This window comes from Methylomonas albis (assembly GCF_014850955.1).
Taxonomy (GTDB): Bacteria; Pseudomonadota; Gammaproteobacteria; order Methylococcales; family Methylomonadaceae; genus Methylomonas; species Methylomonas albis.
The window spans coordinates 2,957,240-2,983,511 of the sequence record NZ_JACXSS010000001.1; the positions used below are offsets into that span (position 1 = coordinate 2,957,240).

Below are 26,272 nucleotides of genomic sequence, written 5' to 3' on the forward strand. Positions count from 1 at the left end.
CAGAGCCACTTGTGCTAGTGAGGGCAAGAGCGGGGTCGATTTGTTCAGCGCTTCGTTAAATGAAGGCCGTAAAAGTGAATAGAGGATTTAACGTCCGACAAAGTCGATTTCGATCCGAGTTCCCCGTTGGTTCGATAATCTGCTGTCAATCTTGATTTGCGCCGCATGGAGATCGGCAATTTCTTTGACGATAGGCAATCCTAGTCCACAGCCGTCTCCCGGACTACCGGGCACGCGATAAAAACGTTCGAAGATCTTGTCTTGCTCGCTATTAGGTATCCCCACCCCATCGTCTTCCACGATCAGCTTGATATGTGGCGCGGAACTCATGGTGACATTGATGTGTCCGCCCGATTGGCCATAACTGATGGCGTTGTCCAGTAGATTGCCCAGCAACTCCCTCAGCAGAACATCATCACCATTGATTTGCACCACGGTATCCGGTGCATCAAAACCCAATTCAATTTTGCGATCCAATGCTCTTGGCACCCAATCCATGCAACATTCGCGCACCAGTCGGGTCAGGTCTATTAATCGAAACTCCGGCGCACTATGTGAATCTGAAAATTATTCTGCCGTATTCATTGCCGTTGTCCGTGGTCGGTCTGCTGGAATCGTTGATGACCGCCACCATCGTCGATGAGTTGACCGACACCAGCAGCGATAAGAATCGCGAATGCAAAGGCCAGGGACTGGCTAACATCGGCGCTGGTTTGCTGGGCGGCATGGCCGGTTGCGCGATGATCGGTCAGTCGGTGATCAACGTTAAATCCGGCGGTCGCGGCCGTTTGTCCACCTTGGTGGCGGGTACGTTTTTATTGATCATGGTGGTGTTTCTGGATCAGTGGATTTCCAAAATCCCCATGGCTGCCCTGGTGGCCGTGATGATCATGGTTTCGATCGGCACCTTTAGTTGGCGCTCCCTTCTCAATCTGAAAACGCATCCCTTATCGACCAACATCGTTATGCTGGCGACCGTTGTGGTCGTGGTGTGGACGCACAATCTGGCGCTGGGCGTGTTGGTCGGTGTGTTGCTGACTTCCCTGTTTTTCGCCAATAAGATCAGTCATTTCCTGTACGTCGAATCCGGATTGGATGAAAGTGGCGGCACACGAATTTATAAGGTCGTCGGCCAGGTGTTCTTCAATTCGGCGGATAAGTTTGTCGCCAGCTTCGATTTCAAGGAGGCGCTGGAGAACGTGGTGATCGACCTGACCCGCGCACATTTCTGGGACCTCACTTCGGTCGGCGCGCTGGATAAAGTCGTGATCAAATTTCGCCGCGAAGGCGCCGAGCTTGAAGTCATCGGCATGAACGCCGCAACCGCCACGATTGTGGACCGCTTCGGCGTTCACGATAGGCCCGAAGAAATTGAGAAAGTCATGGGAGGCCATTGATGAATACTATCCAAAACCTGGTACTGGCCAGCATCGACGGCTCACCCTTAACCGACGCCGTCTGCGACTATGCGGCCTGGATCGCGCAAAAAGTCGATGCGCCGTTGAAACTGCTGCACACCATCGACCATCATCCGGAGCACGCCCATTCGACCGACATCACCGGCAACATCGGCGTCGACAGCCGCGATCGTTTGCTGGACCAACTGACGCAACTGGAACAGCAACGCAGCAAACTGCGGCTGCAACAAGGTAAGCAGCTGCTGCAAGCGGCTCGGGAACGAGCGATGCAAGCCGGCGTTCTCGACCCGATCACCAACCAACGCCACGGCAGTCTGGTCGAATCGCTGATCGAGCTGGAGAATGAACTGAGGGTACTGGTGATCGGCGTGCGCGGCAAGGTGCACGAAAACCAAGCGGATAAAATCGGCGCCAAGCTGGAGTCCATCATCCGCTCGCTGCACAAACCGATTTTGGTGGTCAATGCCGAGTTCAAAGCCCCCGAGCGCATCATGCTTGCCTACGACGGCAGCCAGGCCGCGGAGAAAGCCTTGGAAATGGTCGCCGCTAGCCCGCTATACAAAGGTCTGACCTGCCATCTGGTTTGCGTCAGCCAGGATGAAGGCAAAGGCCAATTGCTGGATGTTGCCGCCAACAAGCTGCGACTGGCCGGCGGTATCGAGGTCATCGCTAAAAGGCTGATCGGCAAACCTGAACAGGTGCTGTGCGATTATCAAGACCAGCACGGCATTGATCTGACCGAGATGGGTACGTTCAGGCATACCCGTATTCACGACTGGCTACTGGGCAGCGTTACCGTAAAGATGTTAACGCATAGTCGCAAGCCACTGTTGTTGCTACGATAGAAAAATTTCATTGAAATACTGCATTAACTTAATCGTTTTTATCGCACTATAGAGGCGTTATGAGCTTGCTAGACCCGTTACTACAAACCAGGAGTATTCAGCTGGATTTTTTTAGAGGTGTAGCGCTGATGGTGATTTTTATCAACCACATGCCGGATAACCCCTGGTTTTGGTATACCCCTTCACGGTTTGGCCTCAGCGACGCCGCCGAAGTGTTCGTGTTCTTATCGGGCTTTGCTTCGGCGCTGGCCTATGGTCGTTGCTTCGAACGTTCAGGACTGTGGCTGGGCTTCGTCCGCATCCTGCATCGCTGCGTGCAAATTTACAGCGCACATTTGGCTTCATTCGTGCTGCTGGCCCTAGTTTGCGTGATCGGTAATCGCTGGGTGCCGGAAATGGACGATATTCAACGACTGAATATCGCCTATTTTTTCGACGCAACCCAGCAAGCGCTCTACGACTTGTTCACCTTGACTTATGTGCCCAAGTATTTTGACATTCTGCCGATGTATCTGGTGATGATGGTCTGGCTACCGATATTTTGGGCCTTATCGCGTGTGCATGTCGCGCTGGCCTTAGGTAGTTCGGCAGGATTGTATTGGGCAAGCTTTTACTACGGCTGGGAGTTGACCTCGGACCCGGTTAGTGGTCGCCCCTGGTATTTCAACCCATTCAATTGGCAATGGATGTTTTTCACCGGTTATGCCGTTGGTGCCGGCTGGTTGCGGATCAACGCAAGACGCTGGTTGACGGCAATCTGCATTGGCTTGGTATTGGTGTCAATCCCATTGGGACATGAGCCCACTTATAGCCACGTCCTGTTCTGGGCCGAACTTCGCGCAAAACTGGAACCCTGGCTCGACAAAAGCCATTTGGGTTTATTGCGCTGGCTGCATCTACTGGCGCTGGCTTATCTGATGCATCAGCTGTGCAACTGGCGCCCACAATGGCTAATGGGTGCATGGCCTCGCGCTATTGTCACGATGGGGCAACAATCGTTACCCATTTTTCTCTGCTCCATGGTGCTTTCATATGCGGCCGGCATCTGGCTGGATCGCTTAGGGCGCGATGCGTGGCTGGAAGTGGCTTTGGTTAATTTGAGCGGCTTGGGCCTGATGTTGTTAGCCGGTCAAGTCATGGTCTGGTTGGATGCTAAACCTTGGAAGCATTCACCCGTAAGTCGTTCAGCAGCATACGACTACAGCCATGATTCGGATCACTTTGTCGGTCATTATCGTTGGGGTAGTCAAGCCATCCCCCTTCCATTGCTGATCGGGCTGGCGACGCTTCCGGCGTTGTGTATAAGTCAACGACCCGTCACAGGCGACATCTCGTCTGACCTCGTCATGCAGGTGCCCAATGCCGAACCACTTCAATCGGTCGAAGCGATATCACCCGATACCGAGACCGATAAAGTAATCGACAGCCAGCAACAGATTTAACAAGTATTGTCGACTTATGGAAGCCCAAACCGTCCATCAGTTTTTCTTGCAGCTGATGGTCATTCTGTTGACGGCTCGGCTGTTCGGTGAATTGTTCGCGCGGCTTAAAAGCCCACCAGTCGTAGGCGAACTGTTGGCCGGTGTTATTCTTGGCCCCAGTTTGCTGGGTTGGATGGAACCAAGTCAGGTCATCAAATTATTGGCGGAAATCGGCATCATTTTGCTGTTGTTTGAAGTCGGGCTGGATACCGACATACGCCAACTAGCAAAATCCGGTTGGCAAGCCTTGTTTGTCGCGGTCAGCGGTTTTTTGTGGCCGTTTGTGTTTGGTTTCAGTCTCAGCCATTGGCTGTTTGATCTTAACTTGCTGGAATCGCTATTCATCGGCGGTACGCTGACTGCCACCAGTATCGGTATTACGGTCCGCGTGCTTACCGATTTAAAACGTCAGCACAGCCGGGAAGCACAGGTGGTATTGGGCGCGGCGGTGATTGACGACATACTCGGCGTCGTGCTGCTGGCCGTACTGTACGATTTTTCGCAGGTCGGACAAATCAACACAGCCAATGCCCTGCAAGTCATCGGCTTTATCGCCATGTTCTTTGTTTTGGCGCCGTTGTTTGCTAAAGCTATTTCCTTGCTGATCCGGCAATTTGCCAAAATCAGCCAGACCGACGGACTCATCCCCACGCTGATTGTCTCTCTTGTGCTGTTTTTCGCCTGGTTAGCCCACGAAATGGGCGCCCCGGAATTGTTGGGCGGGTTTGCCGCGGGACTAGCGCTGTCACGGCGCTTTTTTCTGCCTTTTGCTATGGCTTTGCATGAAGACCCGGATTTTACCGGACGTATCGAAGCTCAGATGCGGCCTATCATCCAATTATTCGTGCCGATATTTTTCGTGATGGTCGGGCTTTCGCTGAATCTGCGTGAAATCGATTGGGCCTCGCCGTTCATTTGGTGGTTTTCCGCCAGCCTGTTGGCTGTGGCTATACTCGGTAAAATGCTGGGTGCCTTAGTGCTGCGCGGACCTTGGACTGAGCGCCTGGCTATCGGTATTGCCATGGTTCCACGCGGCGAAGTCGGCCTGATTTTTGCCGAACTCGGCCGCACATCAGGTATTATGGTCAACGAAGTTTACGCGGCGCTGATTATTGTCATAGCCATGACCACCCTGTTTGCGCCCATGTTATTAAAAGGTTTTTACCGCTACGTGAAATAAGTCGATTGCTCTATTTCTTAGCGGTATTAACCTAGGTCGACGCGGCAAACCAACGTCGTCCACGGAGCGAACCATGCTAGAACACGGAGATACCGGACGCCTGCACATCGTCTTGATCAGCATACACGGGCTGATACGTGGGCGTGATTTAGAATTGGGCCGCGACGCCGATACCGGCGGGCAGACCAAATATGTGGTGGAGCTGGCCAAAGCTTTGGCAAAGCAGCCCCTGGTCGAACGTGTGGATTTGGTTACCCGACGCATCGTCGACAGCGACGTCAGCGACGATTACGCCGAAGCCGTCGAAGCATTGGCGGAAAACGCGCAGATCGTGCGTATCGATGCCGGTCCGGAAGGCTACATCCGCAAGGAAGAGCTTTGGGATCATCTGGACAGCTTCGCGGACAATCTTTTGAGTTGGCTGCATCTTCAGCCACGCTGGCCGGATGTGTTGCACAGCCATTATGCCGACGCCGGCTATGTGGGGGTGCGGCTGGCGCATTTGACAGGTTTGCCCTTGATTCATACTGGCCATTCCTTGGGGCGGGACAAGTGCCGTAGGTTGTTGGCGCTGGGCCTGGCAATGGAGGAAATCGAGCAGCGTTATCACATTTCCCGGCGCATCGATGCGGAAGAAGATACGCTGAGCAATGCCGAGTTGATCATCACCAGTACCCGCAACGAAATCGAAGACCAATACGAACTTTACGATTACTACACCCCGGAGAAGATGGCGGTCATTCCGCCCGGCACAGATCTGGAGCAATTTTACCCGCCCAGCGCCAAGACGGCTGCTTCCACGTTTGCCATATCACTTAATAAATTCTTGTATGACCCGAATAAGCCGATGATTTTGGCCTTGTCGCGACCCGACGAACGCAAAAACATTGTCACCTTATTGGAAGCCTACGGCGAATCGCCGCGTTTGCAGGCTATCGCCAACCTGGTGATCGTCGCCGGCAACCGCGACGACATCCGGGAAATGAACGACGGAGCGCAAGGCGTGTTGACCGAATTGTTGCTGGTGATGGATTGTTATGATCTGTACGGCCGGGTTGCGTTACCCAAGCACCACAGTGCGGACGAGGTCGCGGAGATTTATCGTCTGGCGGCGGCAGCCAAGGGGATTTTTATCAATCCCGCCCTCACCGAACCGTTTGGACTGACGCTGCTGGAAGCGGCCGCCAGCGGCCTGCCGCTGGTGGCCACCGAAAACGGTGGCCCGGTCGACATCATCGGCAACTGCCGTAACGGGTTGTTAGTGGACCCGCTGGACAAAACCGCGATTGTGGAGGCCTTACTGAGCATACTAGAAAATCCGGAGCACTGGCGGACACTGTCCGCCAACGGACTGCGGAATGTCGCCCGCTATTATTCCTGGGAGGCGCATACCCAAGCCTATCTACAAAAACTGCAGCCGCTGTTGCAACATTTCGAACGTCTGCCGAAAACGCCGCCGGTCGGAAAAGTGGGCCGGCTGCGGCGGCAAGCGATTTTTACGGCGATGGACAACACGCTCTTAGGGGATGACGAGGGATTGGCAAAATTCGTCAACTTGATCAGAGAGAAGCGGCGAAAGTGTCTGTTCGGTATCGCTACCGGACGCCGGCTGGATGCAGTTTTGGCGATTTTGAAGCAAAAGCGGATTCCAAAGCCGGATATTTTGATCACCAGCCTGGGCACCGAAGTCTATTTCACGTCGCAACTGATTGCCGATATTGCCTGGAGCTATCATATCGATCATCTGTGGACCCCACAGGTGCTGCGCCGTGTTCTCAGTGGCCTGCCCGGTTTGACACCGCAACCCAAGCAAGAACAAAGTCGCTTCAAGATTTCTTATTATTACGACAGCGAACGTGCACCGCCGATGGACGAGATTCTGACCTTGTTGCGTCAAAAGGAATTGTCGGTGAATCCCACTCTGTCATTTGGGCATTTTCTGGACATCGTACCGGCGCGAGCCTCGAAAGGACAGGCATTGCGATATGTTGCCCGGCAATGGAATATTCCCTTGGAACGCATCCTGGCGACGGGCGGCTCCGGCGGCGATTGCGACATGGTGGCAGGCAATACGCTGGGCGTGGTGGTCGCCAACCGCCATCGCGAGGAACTGGCGAATTTAGCCGAGGTGGAGCAAGTCTATTTCGCCGAGCGGTCAAATGCCTGGGGCATACTTGAGGCCATCGACCACTATGATTTCTTCAATCTCTGACAAAGCGTCGGAGTCATGCTGACGCGTATCCTAATTTGTACCGACCTGGACCGCACTCTGCTACCCAACGGCCGCCAGCCTGAGTCACCGGGTGCGCGCGATATTTTCCGGCGTTTGGTTGCGCGCCCCGAGGTGACGTTGGCTTATGTCAGCGGCAGGCACCGCGAACTGGTCGCGGAAGCCATACACGAGTACGATTTGCCGGCACCAGATTGGGTGATCGGCGACGTCGGCACCACGATCTATCGAGCGGGTGCAGCAGAATGGCAGCATTGGGCGACTTGGGAAGACGATATCGCCACCGACTGGCGCGGCCTGATGGCCGAGGATTTGCGGCCTTTATTCGACGATTTACCGAACTTGCGTTTGCAGGAAGAAGCAAAGCAAAACCGTTTCAAACTTAGTTATTATCTGTCGGTGCAGTGTGATACTGAGGTATTGCGCCAGGAAATGGCTAGCCGACTACAGGCGCAATGCCTGCCAGCAAGTCTGATTTACAGCGTGGATGAGACTACCGACACCGGTTTGCTGGATGTGTTACCGGCCAGAGCCACCAAGTTGCATGCCGCCGAGTTTTTGATGCAGCATCAGGGCTTCGATATCGGCAATACAGTATTTGCCGGCGACAGTGGTAACGATCTGCCGGTGATTGTCAGCCGGATACCGTCGGTGCTGGTCGCCAATGCCGACCGTGCTGTTGTCGAACAGGCACAAGTCTTGATTAGGCAAAATAGTAACCAGGCGGCTTTTTATCTGGCGCGAGGCGGCTTTTTGGGTATGAACGGCAATTACAGTGCGGGTATACTCGAAGGCATCGCTCATTATCTTCCGGAAACCCGGTACTGGATGATGGAGGCCCATGAAGATTGATCGCAGTATGGCCGTTTTCTGCACCGTACAGTTCAAGCGTCTTGCAGACAACGGCATGATGCAACAATTGCTGCGGGGCTACTAAGCTCGCAATGGGCGCCAATGCCCATCCCAGTTTCGCATTCGTTACGCCATGTTGCCACATTAACTCGAACAGGTTACGGTCATGTACGAACAAGTTTCCCACTCGCTCTTGAACGCCATTCTGGATGATCTGAAGCCGGAGATTCGGCGCCAGGATCTTCGGCACTTCTACACCCGGCTGGGTGCTAATTTTTATGCGATTTATTCGCTGTTTTTCAACTTATATGGTCACCGCGAGGATTTCAAGCCGCAAATGCTGCGACTGGTGGAAACCATGGCCAAGGGCTATATCGATCGATCCGCCGAGTTGGAACGGGTCGACATCGAACGCGAACAGGATCACAACTGGTTTCTGTCGCAGAAATGGGTGGGCATGGCCCTGTATACCAATGGTTTCGCGGACAATCTGGCTGATCTGGCCACCAAGATCTCGTACTTTCAGGAACTTGGCATCAATTTGGTGCATATCATGCCGATTCTGATGTGTCCGACCGGCAAGAGTGACGGCGGCTATGCAGTCAGCGATTTTCGGCAAATCGACGACAGGTTGGGCGATTTGAATGATCTGCGATGGGTGGCTGAGGAATTCAGGAAACGCGATATCCTGCTGGTGCTGGACATCGTCATGAATCATACCTCCGACGAACACGACTGGGCCGCCAAGGCGGTCGAGGGCGATAAGCGTTACCAAGATTACTATTTTGTTTTCGACAATCGGGAAATTCCCGATATGTTCGAGCAGACCATGCCGCAAATCTTCCCGGAATCAGCCCCTGGCAACTTTACCTGGAATGAGAAGATGCAGAAATGGGTGATGACTGTGTTCCAGCAGTATCAGTGGGATTTGAATTACAGCAATCCGGATGTGTTTATTGAAATGCTGGATATCATCCTGTTCTGGGCGAATCAGGGGGTGGACATCCTGCGACTGGATGCCGTCGCCTTCCTGTGGAAGAAAATCGGTTCTTCCTGCCAGAACGAACGCAATGCCCATCTGATTCTGCAACTGATGAAGGATTGCTGTCAGGTCACCGCGCCGGGCGTGCTATTCATCGCCGAAGCCATCGTCACGCCGCTCGAAGTCATCAAATATTTCGGCGAGGACGCGATCATCGCCAAGGAATGCGAAATCGCCTACAACGCTACCTTGATGGCCTTACTATGGGATGCCATAGCCACGCAAAATACCAAATTGCTTTATCAAGGCGTCAAAAACCTGCCGGCGAAACTGGAACGAGCCACTTGGCTGAATTATGTGCGCTGCCACGATGATATAGGCTTTGGCTTTGACGACAACGACATCCTGGCCGCAGGATACGATCCCTATGCGCACCGGCAGTTTCTAGTCAATTATTTCAGCGGCCAGTTCGAGGCGTCGCCAGCCAGAGGGATGGTGTTCATGCGTAACGAAACCACCGGAGATGCCCGTATCAGTGGCTCGCTGGCGTCCCTGGCGGGACTGGAGGCGGGTCAGGAAATGAATGACCAGGGCTTGATCGATACCGCGATCAAAAAGATTCTGTTATTGCATAGCCTGATATTGTCTTTTGGCGGTATTCCCTTACTTTACAACGGCGATGCGCTCAGCGTCGTTAACGATTATGGCTACCGCGACGACCCCGGCAAAAGCGACGACAACCGTTGGATACATCGCCCCAAGATCAACTGGGACCGAGCGGAATTGCGAAAAAAACTGGGCACCACTGAATATAGCTTGTTTAATGCCATGAAAAAAATGATAGCAATCCGCAAGGAAACCTCGGCGTTCGCCGATTTCAACAACCGGGAACTGGTCGAGGTCGATAACCCGCATTTGCTGTGCTTCATTCGTTTCAATCACGACCGGCCATCGGAACGCGTTTTGGTCGTCGCCAATTTCGACGCCAACCCGCAATACCTTGATTTATATCTGCTCAGGAGTCGGGGCATCGATCCTTTTGGGCAATTCGTCGATTTGTACAGCGGCGGCAAGCCGGCGCAATATGATAGGCGGATCGTGTTGCAGGGTTATCAGTTCTATTGGTTGACAGAAATATAATCATTAGATCACCCGGCATTGACTGACCATGACCGCGTATATTGACTGAATAGCCTGTAAAATCTGGAGTTACATCGCGAATGATGCGGATTATGTTGCCCACGCTTTGACCGTTAGCTCGAGAATAAACGGACGCTTGTTCGATGTTAAAACCCAAGGGACGGAGCCCACCAAGCTATAGTGATGATTATGAAACTGAACCTTGTTTTTCTCCCACTCTTACCGAAAATTTCTGTCTTACTCTGCACGCTGCTGCTATGGTCGCCTGTAGGTCGTTCCGCTGCAGATTTTCTGAAAGTGGATGGCGCGACTATCAAAGACAATCATGGTATGGGCAAGGAGGTTCATCTTTACGGCACCAATCTGGGCGGCTGGCGGGGGCATGAACCGTGGATGTCGCCATTAGCCGGTGCGTCAAATGAATGGGACGCACGAAATATTCTTAACAAGCGTTTTGGTAAGGATGCCGTCTGGGAGCTCTACCACGCTTACTGGGATTCATGGATCACGGAAACCGATTTCAAGAACATCGCCGCCGCCGGTCTCAACTGTATCCGCTTACCCATATACGCGCTTAACCATATGGATGACGGGGGCAACTGGCGACTGGACGATACAGGTGCCATTGATTTATCCAGGATTGAATGGACCGTCAACAAAGCTCGGGAATACGGGCTTTACACCATCCTGGATCTGCATGGCGCGCCGGGTTCACAAAACGGAGCACATCATTCTGGTCGGCAAAACGGCACGCTACTTTATTCCACCCCGCTCTATCAGAATCAACTGGTGGAATTTTGGGAAACCCTTGCCATGCGTTTTAAAGACAACGCCGGTGTAGCCGGTTATGACCTGCTAAATGAACCCTCGGAGACCTTTCCCGGCGGGATGGGGTCCGAGGTGGTCAATCTATACGATCGCCTGTATCACGCTATCCGGGCGATTGATCCCGACCATATCATCATTATGGAAGCCATCTGGTGGTGGAATACCCTGCCGAATCCTCAAGAAAAAAACTGGGAGAACGTCGTCTATTCTCTGCACTATTACCAATGGCAAAACAATGAAGACTTCATGGTGATGAAGAATGCCGTGGACGGGTGGATTCAGGACGCGAAAAAATGGGGTACTGAATATAACGTACCGCATTTTATAGGGGAGTTCACATTGTTCGGCAATGCCGAATCCTGGAATTACGGCCTTCAGCAATTTACGGAGTCGGGCAGCCACTGGACCACCTGGTCTTATAAGGTGTTAGGCCGCAATAATTGGGGCATGTACAACACCGCAGAGCAGAATAGCAATGTTGCCAATATTGCTACGGATGATTTCAACACGATCAAGCACAAGTGGAGTCAATGGAATACGCCGGACTATTTTTCGCCCAATCCCACAGTCATCGACGCCATGCAAAAAGCAACCTTAGGCCGAAATCTGAAGCGGCCCAGGCGCACGGTTAATGCCATCTCCGAAAACCAAGCGGAACAAGACGTTGTTGGCGTGGTTAATTAACGTTTACTGTAACGGATTGCATTCGCAGACAACGTTACGATTGCGCTCTTATCCTTTCGGCAAGGATGGGAAACAGCAGAACGGAAATCATCGCAGCACTGACCAGAACTGCGGCGCGATCCGGCGACATCAGGCCGGACGAAGCCCCCAGCTCGGTAATGACGACAATCATGGGTAGGCCGGTGGCGGAATAAAGGGCAAAAGGTAGTCGATCAGAGGGTGAAAGCACCTTGTGGTAAAGCAGTACCGGTACGCCGCGAATCAAAATCAGCAGCCCCAATAAACAGATAATCTGAATGGGCACCAATGGATTTGCCCAAAGCGCACTGACATCAAATTTCATACCGGAAACGATGAAAAAAATAGGAATTAAGAAGCCATAGCCGATGGCATCCAACTTCTGACGCAGAATCACACCATTGTCACCTTGGCTGGCAAGACTGACCACCATGCCGGCCGCGAATGCGCCGATCACCACATTCAATCCGAATTCGCCGGCCAAAACCACTAATAAAGCTTGGAGCGCAATGCAGATTCTCACCGGCAATTGGCCACTACTTTGCATGGTTTGGGACAGGAGATTGATGATAGAAGAAGATCGCGCGTTGATAGCCGTATCCGCAATCACAAAAGTAATCCCTACGAAGGCAACGATGAACACAGTATGCAAAAAAGTACTATGGGTTGGGATGATCATTAAGGAAACCACCATCAGCGGGCCGAATTCTCCCATCGCCGCGGCAGAGAGAAGCAGCTTGCCAAAGTCCGTATTCAACATGCCGTCGTCACGCAGGATTGGGGCCAATATTCCAAGAGCAGTGGTCGACAATGCCACGGCAGCCAATAAGGGTGGAGCCTGAATCAGGCCGATGGCACGCACAAAAAACATGCACGCCATGGCGACTGTAAACGACAGAAACCAGCCGCCAATGGCCAGTGTTAAGGGTTTGCCGTGAATTTCGCCGAGATTGATTTCCATGCCAACCATAAACAGCAAAAACGTCAGGCCTAGCTCGCCCAACATGCCCACTAAACCGTCTGGGGCTACCCAATTGAAAATATGCGGGCCAATCAGCATTCCCAAAAGCATTTCCACTACCACCACCGGCATACGGAAGCGAGTCGGTAATCTGGCCAGCAAGGGCGCGAAAGCCGCCACCAAGGCGATGACAAATAACGCTATTCGGTAAGATTCCATAACTGTCTCCTGATGGTTTGAGTTGGCAATGTGAATATGGAGCGTTTTCAATGCACCATTTACTGAACCCGTTCTTTTTGCAAATCCTTATCTAACAACGCTGCATAAACGGGCGGACATCCCAACCAATTCGCGATTAGTAATGCAGTAAAACAGGCGATGAATAGCGGCAAAATCAAGGCGTAATCGCCGGTCATCTCGATGATTAACACGATACCCGTTAGTGGTGCTTGCACCACCCCGCTAAAATACGCCGCCATTCCGACAACGGCAAATAATCTGGGATCTACGTTTAATTCGGGAAAAAACAATTGTGTGGCCACGCCGACGCCCCAACCCAACAGTGCGCCCAATACCAGGATCGGCATAAAAATTCCCCCGGCCGCCCCCGAGCAGGAACTGCCAATCGTCAGCACGAATCGACTGATAAAGAACAAGCCGATGGTCTGCAATGTAAGTTCTTGACCGACGAGAATATTGTTCACGAAATCATGCCCACCGCCCAATAACTGTGGGGCATACCAAGCTGTGGTAGTCAACCCGCTAGCCAATAGTAGCCACCAGAGCAATTTTGGCCAAGCCTGCAGAGTGATCAAGCGCTGTCCCCACAGTAAGGTATGGGTAAACAAACTACCCAATAGAGCTGATAACAAGCCCAAAGGCACAAATGCAATGAGCTGGTTAAGCGGCGCAGCAGCGACATGGGTGAAATGGAAGACCGGTTGTTGCCCAAGCGCTACGCGGCACACCATGTCCGCGGTGAGGCAGGCAATGGCGGCGGTAATGAATTCGAGCGACGAACAGCGCCTTTCAAGTTCTTCCAGTACAAATGTTACGCCGGAAAGTGGGGCATTAAATGCTGCCGTGAGGCCCGCACCACCGCCGGCAGCGATTAAAATTGTATGATAGTGCTTACCATCTTTAGGCCAACTATCGGCTAGCCCTTGCCCTATCGAACTGCCCATGTGCACACAGGGGCCAGCGCGGCCAACCACCAGGCCGCCAATGCTGCCAATCACCATGCTGAAAAACTTGGTAATGAGTACCCTCAACCAGCGGAAGTGTCGGTGCCCGAGCAGTACACCCTTAATATGAGGGATGCCGCTACCACTTGATTCGGGGGCAAATTGCCTGACTAATCCAGCTGAGACAATGACCGATACTAGCGCGAATCCCAGAATCATGCCCACGCCAAGGTGGCTATTCTGATGGGATAAGTCTAAAAATTTGTGTCGAAATGCTTCGGCGCTATTCATCGCAAAATGAAATGCTAGCGAGGTTCCGCCGGTCAATAAGCCGAGCACGATTGCTTGGGGGATTAAACGGTTCCGCTGCCGGTTAAGCTCCACTGCTGACACGGGTTGGCTTTCTGATAAGTCACATTTCAACAACTTTCTCCGGCGCTAGGTAGGGAGTTTACGTTTATAGGGTGCACGACACATAAAGCAATTCCCTCTAGCCGTTAATTCGGCCTCGGACTTAGCAGATGAACTGAAGTGGCGGCTACTGTTTTAGATAGTCCTGGCTTGTTTAGTTACATTGAGGAGCATCAGAAATCTATCAGGCCATTAGCATTCTAGTGATGACTCAATGTTGAAGCAAACAATGTTTGTATGCACATATTGCTATAAAACATCACCTATCCTAATCATTTGTATTGCTGAGACTATTGTCTTCGACAGCGTATAGCCAATGGTTTAGCCAGGGGGCGGACCAACATCGCAAGCGGATATTTAGTCGCCTATTTGAGAGTATTAGGGTGTCGAGCCACTCGATCCTGATTGTGATAATACATGTCCGAGCAAGACATTCTATTAGGATCCGTTTCAAAATCGTGTCCGCGGATACTTCGGGTTAAATTTTCAGAGCTGATTGTATACAGACGGGACTTAGTACAAAGCAGCCCTTTCTGCTTGGTAATTTCAGCAAGCCGCTTTGATCGAGCTACCTGCTCGGGATCGAGTTGCTCGCAACCTGAGATGTTTAACAAGCTGATAAGAAAAAGCACATCAACATAACGGATGGTGTTCATATAAACGCCAAAGGCTTTGGGGATGTTTGGACTGCCCGAGTAGTCTCGATACTAGGTATGCCATTTACAATGACTGAACTCGGTTGCCATTAAGATTCGATACTTTCCGACGCTTCATAAATCAACAACTCTACTAATTCCTTAAATTCATCGATTAGCGTGATGCCAGGCTCCTCAAGTAGTTTGGGCGACTTCGGGTCAATGACGAAGGCATTGTCCGCTCGCCGCAACATTTCCAGGTCATTTAGGTTATCGCCGACCGCCCAGATCAGTTCGACAGGGGGCAGTGTTTTATCAGTCAAGAAGCAACGCAAAACATTGCTTTTACAAATGGAAGTCACTGCATCACTTTCGTCAGGCAAGAAAGTCGGATTGATTTGAAGTTGCCCATTGCAGACGTCACCATCGAAGGTCAAGGTATGAGCCAAGGCGAAATCGGCAAATATGCGACGCCTCATGATATCGGCGGCAACGAAGTAGCTGTCACTGACTACCCCGACCATGAAACCGGCTCGCCTTGCCTGCTTGACGAATTCGATGACGCCTGGGCGAATTTCCAGTGTCCGTGCCACATATTCGAATTGCTGCTTGTGAACAAACCGGAACAACTCGGCTATCTGCTCGCTACGGCTTATGGCATCATCGTGGGGCGTATCCAGCAATTGCATCAGTGCCGTTTCATTTCCGGTATTGCGTGCCAACTCCAGCGCAAATCGCGAGGGCGTTATGGTGCCGTCCATGTCCAGCAAAACCAGGGCACGCCGCCCCTTGCGCTGGGTCAGAACATAGTCAATGCTAGCCGCGACTTGGCGTTGGCTTTCGTACATAGCTATCACCTGCTCCACGTGCAGCCGCCCGGCAAGTTTGGCGCGGTTGAAAATGACACGACTGACCTCATTGGCCATCAGCGATAAGTCTTGCAGCGGCTGGCTATCATGTTCTAACGAGCCGATATCGACTTCTGCCAGGTGGGCACCGGCTAAATGAGCATCAAGCAATAACCCTGCATCCACGCCATAACCATCTTCGAAACTTAGCGTTTGCAGCAGGCATTTGCGCGCAGCGATGATGCCCCCCAGCGGTTGGGATAGATACGCTAGTTCGGGAAAAAAGACCTTTAGCATCGGTTTGGCGGTGAGTTCCGTCACCCGGCCACCACCACGTCCGAAGCGGGCTTTGACAAAGTCCGCCCGCTTATTCAGCAGCGGCAAACAAAGGCTGGTGACAATGCGGGGGCGCAAATTGCTCAGATCACCATCCAGGTAAACGATCAGATCATGGCTGGCTGCCGCCACACCGTCGCGCATGGAGGCACCTTTGCCAAGCATACTGCTAGTCAGCACCTGGGCGCCGGCCTGTTGCGCCAAAATCGCTGTGTTGTCTATGGAGCTATCGTCGACAACAATCACTTCGGCCGTTGCCGGATCGGCCAACGCGTATGCCACCACTTCCTGAATACGTTTGGCTTCGTTCAAAGCCGGTATGACCACGGTCGTGCAAGCGTTCACCTCGCGGGGATGATTGATTGGACTGGATTTCTTTCTCTTGACCACTCGGTGACGATATTTCAATTTCATACGTTATTCCTGGTCATTTGCGGCCCCGCAGTTGACACCACGGTTTTTGACAATCCCTACTCAGCTTGTCCCTGCAGCCAAGGTGATATTCCAGACACTGGCACAAATTTGTCGGGCTCTATGCTGTCGTCGATGAAGATTGATCGATAGGGACTGCATCGTGTTGACCGCAACAGGATGCCAGCGACAATAGCGAGGCGAGGCACACCCAGTGGATAAGCCGTCTCATGTGATTTTTTGAAAACATTGTAGTTTCGGATTCTATATTGCTTTGTCAGTATTGCTACGGGAACAGAAGGAACTTGGGCAAGCGCGTAATAGATGTGTTGTCTATTTGGTTGGCGCCAACTCAGTAAGTAAGTGGGCAAGCTAAGTGACAGAAATTTCAACGTATGTTCAATTTTTGAAACCACATCAAGCCTCTTCACAACAGTTGATCCGTTCTTAGACTTGCCGAGGGCATTATAATAACTGCATAATGTTGATGCAAACAATGTTTGCATCAACATATAAAAACGAGCGCAGGTGTCATTGTGTTTTCCCATGAATTGTATTGTAGCCAGTAACCAAATAACAGCGCTCAGACAGTTGGAATCATCCTGACCACATTAGCTCTTTGGTGGATAATGATGTTTTTTTTAATGGCAATTTTGCCGCGTTTAAATCGTAACGAAATGGACAAAACCGCACTGCAAACCAGCAAAACCGACAGTTCCAAACAATGGCCTTATGAGGTCTTGAAACAATTTCGCTTGATTTTTAAGGCCGTTCAACAACATTCCCAATGGGTTGAAACGCATTGCGGGGTCACCAGCGCTCAACTCTGGGCACTTTGGGAATTGTCAAAAACGCCTGGATTGAAGGTCACCGAGTTGGCCAAAGCGATGTCGATTCATCATTCCACCGCCAGCAATATGCTCGATAAATTGGCCAAAAAAGGATTGATCATGCGGGAACGCGTTAGTGAGGACCAGCGGGTCGTCACGGTGACCTTGACTCAGGATGGTATTGAATTACTAAACCAAGTGCCGACGCCGCCTCAGGGCATATTGCAACACGCGTTATTTGACTTACCGGAGAATGTTCTCAAGTCTCTTGCCAAGAATCTGGACGTACTTGTCAAAGAAATGAAAATCAAGGATGACGAGGCGGCGATGTTGCCCATTAATCCTCTACCTAAAAAATCGCCCTCCCACAAAAGGAAAGTATGAACATTTAGGCCAACCCGACAGATACAACAACAGTGATACTGTTGGAATATGAACTTGGGACGTGATACTGAGATGGAAAATTGTATGAAAGACTTAAACAAGGTTTTGCTCGGCTCATTAACAGGTGCCGGACTATTTTTATTGCCAACCAGTGTGTTGTCAGAGACTGTATCTCAATCCCTGGACTTGAGTGGACATTGGGTCGGTTATCTGTGTATCGGCTTATTTGCTGTGGCGTATGTGTTCGTGGTGCTCGAAGAAGTTCTCGAACTGCGTAAATCTAAGCCGATGATGGCGGCGGCAGCGCTGATTTGGGTGGCCATTGCCCTGATCTACAAGGATCGAGGACTATCGTCCTTAGCGGAGGCAGCGATTCGGCACGATGTCCTGGACTATGGCGAATTATTGCTATTCCTGATCGTCTCCATTGCTTACATAAATGCCATGGAAGAGCGGCGAGTTTTCGATAGCCTCCGGGCTTGGCTGGTTAACAAGGGCTTGAGTTATCGCCAACTGTTTTGGGTGACCGGCATCCTGGCGTTTTTCATCTCCTCGGTATCCAACAATATGACGACCGCCATGCTGATGTGCGCAGTCGTCATGGCGGTCGGGAAGGATAATCCCAAGTTCGTCGGTATATCCTGCGTCAATACCGTGGTGGCAGCCAATGCGGGTGGTGCGTTTTGCCCGTTTGGCGACATCACCACATTGATGGTCTGGCAAAAAGGCATTATCGAATTCTGGGCGTTTTTCAAGTTATTCGTGCCGTCGGTGGTTAACTTCCTGATTCCCGCTGCCATCATGCACTTTGCCATTCCCCAAACCCAGCCTGCACCAATTCATGCCCAAGTTGTCACGCGGCGAGGCGCTAAACGTATCGTCTTGTTATTCCTGCTCACCGTATTGACGGCAGTCGGCTTTCAAAACAGCCTGCAGATGCCGGCTGCTGTCGGTATGATGGCCGGCTTAACCTATCTGCAATTGTTTGGCTATTTCCTGCACATCACTCACCGCGACGAACCGGAATTAGGTCTCGACCCCATGTCTGGCGAAGAAATAGCAAATGCCGCCGATGGGGATAGTTTGCGCTTTGATGTTTTCCATCATTTGGCACGGATGGAGTGGGATACCCTACTGTTTTTTTATGGTGTTGTGCTATGCGTTGGCGGTATGAATTTCCTCGGCTACTTACATCATTTATCCGAGTTTCTTTATGGTGAACTCGGTGCCACGCCAGCCAACATCCTGGTGGGCGTCATTTCGGCCTTGATCGACAACATCCCGGTGATGTTCGCAATCCTGGCCATGCATCCGGAAATGTCGGAAGGTCAATGGTTATTGGTGACACTGACAGCCCGGGTCGGCGGCAGCTTGTTATCGGTCGGCTCTGCGGCAGGCGTGGCGTTAATGGGACAAGCCAAAGGCGTATACACCTTCATGATCCACTTAAAATGGGCTCCGATCATCGCACTGGGCTATTTAGGCAGCATCGGAGTGCATTTTTTAATGAATATGCCTCTTTTTTAACTGGGTCGAGAACAGCTTGTCTAATCGACAAATAAACCATCCATTCACCAGACCAAGATCAGGAACTACAAACATGTATGACGATGAAATACTGACAGATGAAACCTCAAGCAAACGCCATTTTTGGATAGAGGGTAGCGTTTTTGTTCTGCTTATCCTGTTATCGCTTGGGGGCATTTTCATCACTGATTTTTCCCCAGACGATGGCTATGGCTATTGGCTTTTGATGGTATTCGTGTTTGGAGTGTTGTCGGTGTTCGTTTCCTGGTTGCAAACCAAGCGCAAAGACGTCGATTTTGGCGATATTCTCAAGTCGCAAGCGATGCATTGGTTTCATACGATTATCGCGGTCGGTGCCGCTTCTTTATTGAATAAATCAGGGCAACTGCAAGGGCTCAGCGCAGACCTGGTGATTTTACTGATTTTGGGATTGTCCACCATGCTGGATGGCTATCACATTGGTTGGCAATTTAGCCTGCTCGGTTTTTTTCTCATCGGCTGCACCATCATTATTGGCTACGTTAATCCTTTTATGTGGGCATGCGTAGCGCTTGCAGTCATGGTCATTGTCAGCGCATTGATCATAGGCTTATCACGCCGGCATGCAGATGATTAATTTCGGTAAAGTTTTTCTAAACGCTACGGTGAAAGTCATCGTCACACGGCTTTCATTTGCTGGGGTAACCCGGTGTTTTCATGATCGTTAAGGGTGATCATTAATACGCTAAAAGCTTGGTATATCGGCGTGTGTCGGCTTCCGGCGGTAAAGATTATTCACCATCCCTGAGTGAATAATCACGCCTACACCGTCACGGTGATTGCCTTCGGCGGCCTTGGCCGTCCGCGTCACCTCGGCTTTGACCCAACAAGGGGATCAAAGCCTTGGCTCTCGCATGATTCGACGCCGTACCGCGATGCCTTGCAGTTTTTCTAATCGAAAAACCGCCCGGCGCTACGGCTTCCGGGGACTACACAACCTTTACTCGCTTACGTTTCGTTTCCAAGGTTTCGCAGCGGATGCGCTTCACGCTGTTCAGTACATCCTAGGGCCCTGCCAATGATGTCAAATTACCTAGTTCGTTTCAAAATCCAAATTTAGGTGCCCGCACTTCGTATCTTGTAAGGTATTCCAATTGAAAATTCATTAACAGGTTCGCCATGGCTACCCTGTTCGACTAATGCTCGCTTGACTTCAGGAGTTGTTCCACCTCGTCGAGAAATGCAGCCAGCTCACCCTGTTGACCAGCGCCCCCTGAAGACCATTCCTCCATATGCCTGACTATCACTACCTCTTTGGCGTCCCGCGACAATCGCTCCAATTCGCCGTCATTCATGCCGCGTTGGCGCAGGTAGAATTCGGCCCATCTGCTAAAAGCCAATATCCAAAGCGAGATCGTGAGAGAGGTGTCCCAACGTGTCCAGCTCGAAGTGCTAGCAAGAGGCTGTTGCACAATCTGCCGTTGCTTCTTCAAGATCGCCTGCATCGACTTTAAGCTGACCTTCTGCTGCTCGTGGCAGCTATACGCGAAAAGGAAGGCGGCTATGTTGGTCATCTGTCCTTCGCGCGCTCGGTTAAACAAAATAGGTAGATCCTTCTGTAGTGGTTCCAGCATGCCATTTAGCTCCTGAACCCAGATTTCACAGACGTCATCAGTGTTGACGCGGTCGTTCTGCAATAAGGGAAATACCACATCCTGGAATAGCCAAGGCTCGGCCCAGGCAAGTTGGTGCATATGCCCGCGCATGGAGTCGATCAGGCATTTTAGTTCATCTGCTAGGACGCTCTCCGGCAGAGTCGCGTGCAGCGCATGGACTAAACCTTTGTAGATTTCAGCCTTCTTGTCATTCTTTGCCGCATGGTTAATCATCCAGCCTAGCGTTCTTACCCGTTCCGGATAGGTAAAGCCAGCGACCAAATTAAGCACTTTAGCAAGCCCTCCCGGCTTTTCCAGCTCTATTTCAATCGCATTTAGCCCCATCCATTGCAGTAATCCATTGTTGCTGCGAACGAGAAGGCTCCGTTGTACTTCGCTGATTTCAAACTGTGCCGATAGTGAAATTTCGCCGACGATCTGGCTCAATAGTGACAACCGCATCGCGTCCGAGCCCTGCGGCTCATCTGGTACGCCGGCCATTTGGACTTCGGCGATTGCCAGCAGAGCGTTTGGGGCGCACCACCATAGAAATTTAATGGCGAAGAACTCCGGCCAAGTTAAAGCTGTGTATTTTGTTGGGTGGGATAAATGATGTAGGTGATAGGGGCTATGTAACAGTGCCGTTAGTGATTCTCGAAAGAATTTTGCATCAATCACGGCTAATTCCCTATCCAGCTCGTCAAGCGCACTGTCAAACGATACCTGAAGGAACTGTGATAGAAATTTCTTAAATTTACGTTCGGATTCGAGTTCAGGAAAGCGATAGTCCCCAAATCGCGAATGCGCAAGCATATTGCCGAGCACTTCCCAAGTTGTCGTAAAGTCCGCGATATCATCTGCCTGCTGATCTAGGCAATTTTTCAGCCCTGTGGTCTCGGGCAGTGTGAGCGAATTATCTGTGAGCAAACCCAACAACGCCATCCTCTCCTTCAACAAATCACCGCTTAATCCTTGTAGCGACAATTCTCCAGTCCATGCGCTTAATACGTTACCTGCTTGGGTCTTCTCGAGGAAACGAAGCGGTTCGTAGCGTGGTCGAGCAGTAGGCGATGCCTCGGAGTCGAAGAGAAGCTTCATACTGGGATTCGTGGTCTTGCCTGCAGGCTGCAAGGCTATTGCTGCTTCCTCCAACAATTCGGACTTGTATTGCTCGACTTTCAGCAGAACATCGGAAGGAATCGGGGTAACCAATAAGGGGTAATTTTCGGCGGCTTTCTGAAACGAGTTGGATAGATGGAAACCTGCGACCGGCAAGCTATCTTGTCCCATGATCAGGATATAGCGATCATGCAGTCGACCTTCCTTTAACCCGTAAATGCGCAATTTCACTCGTTTCATTTGTTGGCTGTTTTGCTCGCAGTTTGCCAGTAAGTTGTTAATTCCATCCCGAGCAGTATTGTCTGATTTCCGCCGCATGGGTTTATCTTCCCTGGTTGGTTTAGGCAAGGATCTGAAGACGATATAGTCGGCCTTCTCTGACGCACAGATAAACAACAGACCCAAGCCGACATCCTCGAAATAGGGATCGAAAATGACCATCTGATACTGCTGATATTTGGTCAGCAGCGCCCTGAACCACTCTACAAATTGCAGCAGTCCCTCGCCGTCGCTTTGCCCCCAGCGAAGAAAAAACCGACACTCCGATTTCGGCGGATGGAGTCGCGCAAAAAGGGATGCGAGATCGCGGTTGGCTGGAGCCCAAGGATCGTTACGCCTGCCGATAAGGTTGCTATATCCGAGATTACCGTGATTGATCGTTAAAGCCGCCTTTACCCGTGCAGGATCGCGCGACTGCGTGGTTTTTTCCAGCCAGTCAAATTTAACCGGACTAGCCCCATGGCCTACCACATGCCCCTGAGAGTGGATTTCTCGAAAATAATATACGCGCCACCTGCAACATAGGGTGCCTGTACGGGAATTATCACCACGGAAACCGAATATCTCTAACTCGGTGCTGTCGGCTATCGCCTGCATTGATTCGTCCAGCTCGAATTTGCAGTCAAACATGTTTTCCGCATCAGGTTCCGCTTTAGCGATGCTTGAGTAGACGACTTGGCTATCGTTTGTGATGCACAGGCGGAACTGGAAACTGCTGAAATAAGGCAACTGCATCGGACTAAATCGAACAATTAGGGCGAACGAGTCATCGGCCCAGTTCACGTTCAATAAGGGCCGTTCCAGGTTGTCCAGCGCCGGAAAAACTAGTAGTTCCAGGTCACCAAATCGGGCGGCATCGACACCACCAAACTCCAAGCCAGTATCTTCACTAAGGTGCTCGACCACCAATGCAGTCAAACCCAAGTCATAGTCTTGGCCTAGACAGAACAGTGCCCCTTTATTGGCTTGTGTGATCGAAGCACTGAGGGCGCCGGCTCCGCCATGTGGACTGGAGAGTCCGTGTTGGTCATGTGCGTCACGGTTAAACAAATATGCAACGGGCCGATAAACTAACTCATCTGCAGCGAGTGCAAGGTTTCCGAACAGTCTTCTTAATTTGGCCGAGAGTTTGAGCGCCAGTTTATCGCTGATTTCCGAGATGGTTCGTCCGGCGCTCAACTGCCGAAGAAGGTCTTCGCAGTAGATACTTTTGATATAAAGATTGAGGCGGGTAATCTTCGCTTTGGCTTGCCCCAAGGGATGAAGTTTATCGTTGTCACTGAAGGACCACTCTTCACTGGAATAGCTGTAGGGAAGTAGGCGACCGTAGACGATACGATTTTCAATCGACTGTTTGGATTTGATTTGCAAAACCCAAAGTTGCAGTGCGCAGTGGTGATCATCTGCAGAAAACAACCGCGTTAGCCGGCCATCGTTGAGCAAGTCATCTAGTACAGGAATCATCGGTTTCTTCTGAGTAATTTTTCGCATTCTATTGTTGGCACCTATTCTGGAATCGCCCCCGTTTTTAAAGATATGCCAATATCAGGTTCGATTGAAAACTCAGCCGTTCTCAATAATAACTAACCCGTTCCCATCGAACCCAGTGCGGTGTTCAATCGGACCGGGTGGCAGGCTTAATAAGGAATATGCATTATTCAAAAATCTTGAATATCACTTCAGCTACCGACGCCACTAAATCGCTATCAACGCTTTGTTCGCCATAGCTTTGTTGCGGCCGGGAATAGTCTTTTCGAAAGGCTTTTTTGAATTGCTCGGAGCTGGCTTTTTCTTGTTTGGCGGCGATTTTTTGCTGATTCAAAATTTGGCCGCCGGCCTTTTTCCACTCCAGCAGATGACTGATTTGTCCGCCGTCCAACCAAATGCCATGGCTTCTGCATTGGTCGATAATCACACCGCTGCGATAGCCGTAGATCACCCGATTCATTAACACCTGGCACACCGGGCATTTAAGGTATTTTACGGTGGCATTTTTCGGATAGCGGTCTTGGTTGATGTTGCTCAGCAACTCCAAATTGACAGTCACCACCGGCGCTACCGCGCTATCCAGCAAGGTTTCTATTTCACCGGGATCGAAAAACAAGCCATAGCAGTTGGCGCAACGCTCGATATGCAAGGCACCGGCGGCATCCAGACTTATGGTTTGCAGGCTTTTTTCACATTCCGGACAAACTCGCTCGCTGGTGGCATCGATGACTTGATAGTCATGCTTGCCTAACAGATCAATGTCATTGCGGACCCCGCAATAACTGCAATATTGCGTGTTGGCGGGTAAGGGTGCGGAACAACTGCTGCAGTTGGCCATGCTAAAACTTGTCCAATATTTGTTGTTTCTTGGCGGCGTATTCAGCCTCGGTTATCAACTGCGCTTCGAATAGCTGCTTCAATTCGGTCAGTTTGGCGACAGTTTGATTGCTATCAGCAACGGCCTGATTGGTCGCCGCACCCAACGATTGCGCCATGCTTTGCCCCAGCCCGATGCCGGCGCCCATTCCCATACCAAGCCCGGCGCCGCCGCCTTCATTGCGAGCGGCGTCGCGTAAGGCATCCAGCTGTTGCACCTTGGCATAATCCAGACCCACCGCTTGCGCGGCTTGCGCTTCAGCGGTCAGATCGGCAATACGATTAATGCGGCGCAAGGTATCTTCATCAAAATCAGTACCTTCGATACGAAAATCGCTAATACTAAAACCCAGTTTACGAAACACGATGGCCAGTTTGATGGCTATGCCTCGGGCTATTTCGTCGCGGTTGGCGTCGATGTCGGCAAAACTATGCTGACATTCCGCCAGATAATCCGAAATGGGATTGATGATCCGCGCGGAAAGAATGTTGCGAAAATCGTCTATACGCATCTGGTTATTGCTGCCGACGATATTGACGAAAAAATCTCCGGGATCGGCGATCTGATAGCTGTAGTTGCCGTAAGCTTTTAAAGCGACCGGGAAATGATATTTGGGGTCCTGATATTTAATTGGCGAGGTGGTGCCCCATTTCTGATCGAGAATCTTGGTTTTACGGAAGAAATAAATCCCTACCTTATGCTCGCTCTCGAAAAACTGCATGAATTTCTTGATTGTGGTCCAAAACGGTACGTTATCGGTCTCTAAATTGATCATACATTGTTCTTCGATAATCGCCTTGACCTGGCCCTGATAGACGAAAATACAGCCCTGCCCCGGACCGACGATTAATTTGGAGGCATTTTTGATTTCGTCGCCGTTTTCAGTCCATTGCGCCAGCAACAGATAGGGGTCGGGATTTTCCCATTCGATAACCGAACGTAGTTGCCGTTTGATACCGTCTATAAATGCCATTATGACCCTCGCTGGACTGGAGAAGAATTGATTAATTGCGTAACATCGCGGTTTAAGTATGGCAAAAAACAGGAGTTGTGGTGGCAATCAGAAGATATAAAGGCAAACAACCTAAGGTCGGCAACAACGTGTATATCGACGAAGCAGCGGTCGTGATCGGTGATGTGAAAATCGGTGACGATGTCTCGGTGTGGCCAAGCACGGTGATACGCGGCGATGTGGAAACCATCACCATCGGCGCCGGTACTAACGTTCAGGACGGCTCGGTATTGCACGTCTCCCACGCCGGCGACTATTCGCCGCAAGGCCATCCCTTAACAATCGGCAAAGGCGTCACTATCGGCCATCGAGCCGTCGTGCATGCCTGTACGATAGGCGATTATTGCCTTATCGGCATAGGTGCGATTGTGATGGACGATGCCGAGCTGGGGGATTATGTGATGTTGGGTGCCGGTGCGTTGGTGCCGCCTGGCAAAAAGCTGGAAGGCGGTTTTTTATATGTCGGCACACCCGCCAAACAAATGCGCGCCTTGACCGACTCTGAAAAAAACTTTCTGGAATATTCAGCCAAACATTACGTGAAGTTGAAAAACGACTATTTGACCGAATCCGCTATCTAAGCAAGGCTAATAGTCGAAGATGCGTTGTCAGAAAACAGCCGTTAACTACACCCGACTTTTACGTCGAATACTCTAAATCTTGTCCACTAGCCGGCTT

At 51.1% G+C, this 26,272-nt stretch carries 18 protein-coding genes and 1 pseudogene; 12 read left to right on the forward strand and 7 right to left on the reverse strand.

What is annotated here, in order from left to right:
* Window positions 1-87: 87 nt before the first annotated feature.
* Complete coding sequence (locus EBA_RS13655; RefSeq protein ID WP_192375216.1) at window positions 88-498, reverse strand: sensor histidine kinase; 411 nt, start codon at window positions 496-498, stop codon at window positions 88-90.
* A 59-nt stretch (window positions 499-557) separates the two neighbouring features.
* Here EBA_RS13655 and EBA_RS13660 point away from each other — a divergent pair.
* From EBA_RS13660 to EBA_RS13695, 8 genes and pseudogenes are all read left to right on the forward strand, one after another.
* A pseudogene (locus tag EBA_RS13660) lies at window positions 558-1,397 on the forward strand (SulP family inorganic anion transporter); the annotation flags it as partial.
* Window positions 1,397-2,263, forward strand: a complete 867-nt coding sequence (locus tag EBA_RS13665; RefSeq protein WP_192375217.1) for a universal stress protein — start codon at window positions 1,397-1,399, stop codon at window positions 2,261-2,263. The pseudogene EBA_RS13660 and the gene EBA_RS13665, both read left to right, overlap by 1 nt.
* Before the next feature lie 59 nt (window positions 2,264-2,322).
* The gene (locus EBA_RS13670) at window positions 2,323-3,705 is read left to right on the forward strand and encodes an OpgC family protein (RefSeq protein WP_192375218.1); all 1,383 of its coding nucleotides are present in this window, start codon (window positions 2,323-2,325) and stop codon (window positions 3,703-3,705) included.
* 16 nt (window positions 3,706-3,721) lie between these two features.
* Complete coding sequence (locus tag EBA_RS13675; protein ID WP_192375219.1) at window positions 3,722-4,924, forward strand: cation:proton antiporter; 1,203 nt, start codon at window positions 3,722-3,724, stop codon at window positions 4,922-4,924.
* A gap of 73 nt (window positions 4,925-4,997) precedes the next feature.
* Window positions 4,998-7,136, forward strand: a complete 2,139-nt coding sequence (locus EBA_RS13680) for an HAD family hydrolase (RefSeq protein WP_192375220.1) — start codon at window positions 4,998-5,000, stop codon at window positions 7,134-7,136.
* Between the two features lie 15 nt (window positions 7,137-7,151).
* On the forward strand, window positions 7,152-8,006 hold the full coding sequence (locus EBA_RS13685) for an HAD-IIB family hydrolase (protein WP_192375221.1): 855 nt from the start codon (window positions 7,152-7,154) through the stop codon (window positions 8,004-8,006).
* 166 nt (window positions 8,007-8,172) lie between these two features.
* Window positions 8,173-10,128 (forward strand): alpha-amylase family glycosyl hydrolase, encoded by a 1,956-nt coding sequence (locus EBA_RS13690; protein WP_192375222.1) that lies wholly within the window; start codon window positions 8,173-8,175, stop codon window positions 10,126-10,128.
* Between the two features lie 189 nt (window positions 10,129-10,317).
* On the forward strand, window positions 10,318-11,640 hold the full coding sequence (locus EBA_RS13695) for a glycoside hydrolase family 5 protein (RefSeq protein WP_192375223.1): 1,323 nt from the start codon (window positions 10,318-10,320) through the stop codon (window positions 11,638-11,640).
* 34 nt (window positions 11,641-11,674) lie between these two features.
* Here the strand turns inward: EBA_RS13695 and EBA_RS13700 are convergent, their stop codons facing one another.
* The 3 genes from EBA_RS13700 to EBA_RS13710 form a co-directional block, all read right to left on the reverse strand.
* On the reverse strand, window positions 11,675-12,838 hold the full coding sequence (locus EBA_RS13700; protein ID WP_192375224.1) for a cation:proton antiporter: 1,164 nt from the start codon (window positions 12,836-12,838) through the stop codon (window positions 11,675-11,677).
* Window positions 12,839-12,897: 59 nt separating this feature from the next.
* Window positions 12,898-14,226 carry a H(+)/Cl(-) exchange transporter ClcA gene (gene clcA, locus EBA_RS13705; RefSeq protein ID WP_192375225.1) on the reverse strand — a complete coding sequence of 443 codons (1,329 nt, stop codon included), beginning with the start codon at window positions 14,224-14,226 and terminating at the stop codon, window positions 12,898-12,900.
* Between the two features lie 733 nt (window positions 14,227-14,959).
* Complete coding sequence (locus EBA_RS13710) at window positions 14,960-16,447, reverse strand: HAD-IB family phosphatase (RefSeq protein WP_192375226.1); 1,488 nt, start codon at window positions 16,445-16,447, stop codon at window positions 14,960-14,962.
* Between the two features lie 626 nt (window positions 16,448-17,073).
* Here EBA_RS13710 and EBA_RS13715 point away from each other — a divergent pair.
* The 3 genes from EBA_RS13715 to EBA_RS13725 all read left to right on the forward strand — a co-directional run bounded on the left by EBA_RS13715 (window position 17,074) and on the right by EBA_RS13725 (window position 19,801).
* Window positions 17,074-17,658 (forward strand): MarR family winged helix-turn-helix transcriptional regulator, encoded by a 585-nt coding sequence (locus EBA_RS13715; protein WP_192375227.1) that lies wholly within the window; start codon window positions 17,074-17,076, stop codon window positions 17,656-17,658.
* Between the two features lie 84 nt (window positions 17,659-17,742).
* Window positions 17,743-19,185 carry a sodium:proton antiporter NhaD gene (nhaD, locus tag EBA_RS13720; protein ID WP_192375228.1) on the forward strand — a complete coding sequence of 481 codons (1,443 nt, stop codon included), beginning with the start codon at window positions 17,743-17,745 and terminating at the stop codon, window positions 19,183-19,185.
* A 73-nt stretch (window positions 19,186-19,258) separates the two neighbouring features.
* On the forward strand, window positions 19,259-19,801 hold the full coding sequence (locus tag EBA_RS13725; protein ID WP_192375229.1) for a hypothetical protein: 543 nt from the start codon (window positions 19,259-19,261) through the stop codon (window positions 19,799-19,801).
* 559 nt (window positions 19,802-20,360) lie between these two features.
* Here the strand turns inward: EBA_RS13725 and EBA_RS13730 are convergent.
* From EBA_RS13730 to EBA_RS13740, 3 genes are all read right to left on the reverse strand, one after another.
* Window positions 20,361-23,708 carry a VPA1262 family protein gene (locus EBA_RS13730; RefSeq protein WP_192375230.1) on the reverse strand — a complete coding sequence of 1,116 codons (3,348 nt, stop codon included), beginning with the start codon at window positions 23,706-23,708 and terminating at the stop codon, window positions 20,361-20,363.
* Window positions 23,709-23,871: 163 nt separating this feature from the next.
* Entirely contained in the window at window positions 23,872-24,543 is a 672-nt protein-coding gene (locus EBA_RS13735; RefSeq protein WP_192375231.1) for a TFIIB-type zinc ribbon-containing protein, read from the reverse strand.
* A 1-nt stretch (window position 24,544) separates the two neighbouring features.
* Window positions 24,545-25,555, reverse strand: coding sequence for an SPFH domain-containing protein (locus tag EBA_RS13740; protein WP_192375232.1), 1,011 nt, complete (start codon window positions 25,553-25,555; stop codon window positions 24,545-24,547).
* Between the two features lie 80 nt (window positions 25,556-25,635).
* Here EBA_RS13740 and EBA_RS13745 point away from each other — a divergent pair, with 80 nt between their 5' ends.
* On the forward strand, window positions 25,636-26,175 hold the full coding sequence (locus EBA_RS13745) for a gamma carbonic anhydrase family protein (protein ID WP_192375233.1): 540 nt from the start codon (window positions 25,636-25,638) through the stop codon (window positions 26,173-26,175).
* Window positions 26,176-26,272 lie beyond the last annotated feature (97 nt).

Excerpts from the sequence above, each read along its gene's own strand:
- EBA_RS13655 (WP_192375216.1), bottom strand. The coding sequence starts at position 498 with ATGGATTGGGTGCCAAGAGCATTGGATCGCAAAATTGAATTGGGTTTT.
- EBA_RS13675 (WP_192375219.1), top strand. The coding sequence starts at position 3,722 with ATGGAAGCCCAAACCGTCCATCAGTTTTTCTTGCAGCTGATGGTCATT.
- EBA_RS13665 (WP_192375217.1), top strand. The coding sequence starts at position 1,397 with ATGAATACTATCCAAAACCTGGTACTGGCCAGCATCGACGGCTCACCC.
- nhaD (WP_192375228.1), top strand. The coding sequence starts at position 17,743 with ATGAAAGACTTAAACAAGGTTTTGCTCGGCTCATTAACAGGTGCCGGA.
- EBA_RS13740 (WP_192375232.1), bottom strand. The coding sequence starts at position 25,555 with ATGGCATTTATAGACGGTATCAAACGGCAACTACGTTCGGTTATCGAA.
- EBA_RS13730 (WP_192375230.1), bottom strand. The coding sequence starts at position 23,708 with ATGCGAAAAATTACTCAGAAGAAACCGATGATTCCTGTACTAGATGAC.
- EBA_RS13725 (WP_192375229.1), top strand. The coding sequence starts at position 19,259 with ATGTATGACGATGAAATACTGACAGATGAAACCTCAAGCAAACGCCAT.
- EBA_RS13735 (WP_192375231.1), bottom strand. The coding sequence starts at position 24,543 with ATGGCCAACTGCAGCAGTTGTTCCGCACCCTTACCCGCCAACACGCAA.
- EBA_RS13700 (WP_192375224.1), bottom strand. The coding sequence starts at position 12,838 with ATGGAATCTTACCGAATAGCGTTATTTGTCATCGCCTTGGTGGCGGCT.
- EBA_RS13710 (WP_192375226.1), bottom strand. The coding sequence starts at position 16,447 with ATGAAATTGAAATATCGTCACCGAGTGGTCAAGAGAAAGAAATCCAGT.
- EBA_RS13690 (WP_192375222.1), top strand. The coding sequence starts at position 8,173 with ATGTACGAACAAGTTTCCCACTCGCTCTTGAACGCCATTCTGGATGAT.
- EBA_RS13685 (WP_192375221.1), top strand. The coding sequence starts at position 7,152 with ATGCTGACGCGTATCCTAATTTGTACCGACCTGGACCGCACTCTGCTA.
- EBA_RS13715 (WP_192375227.1), top strand. The coding sequence starts at position 17,074 with ATGATGTTTTTTTTAATGGCAATTTTGCCGCGTTTAAATCGTAACGAA.
- EBA_RS13680 (WP_192375220.1), top strand. The coding sequence starts at position 4,998 with ATGCTAGAACACGGAGATACCGGACGCCTGCACATCGTCTTGATCAGC.
- EBA_RS13670 (WP_192375218.1), top strand. The coding sequence starts at position 2,323 with ATGAGCTTGCTAGACCCGTTACTACAAACCAGGAGTATTCAGCTGGAT.
- EBA_RS13695 (WP_192375223.1), top strand. The coding sequence starts at position 10,318 with ATGAAACTGAACCTTGTTTTTCTCCCACTCTTACCGAAAATTTCTGTC.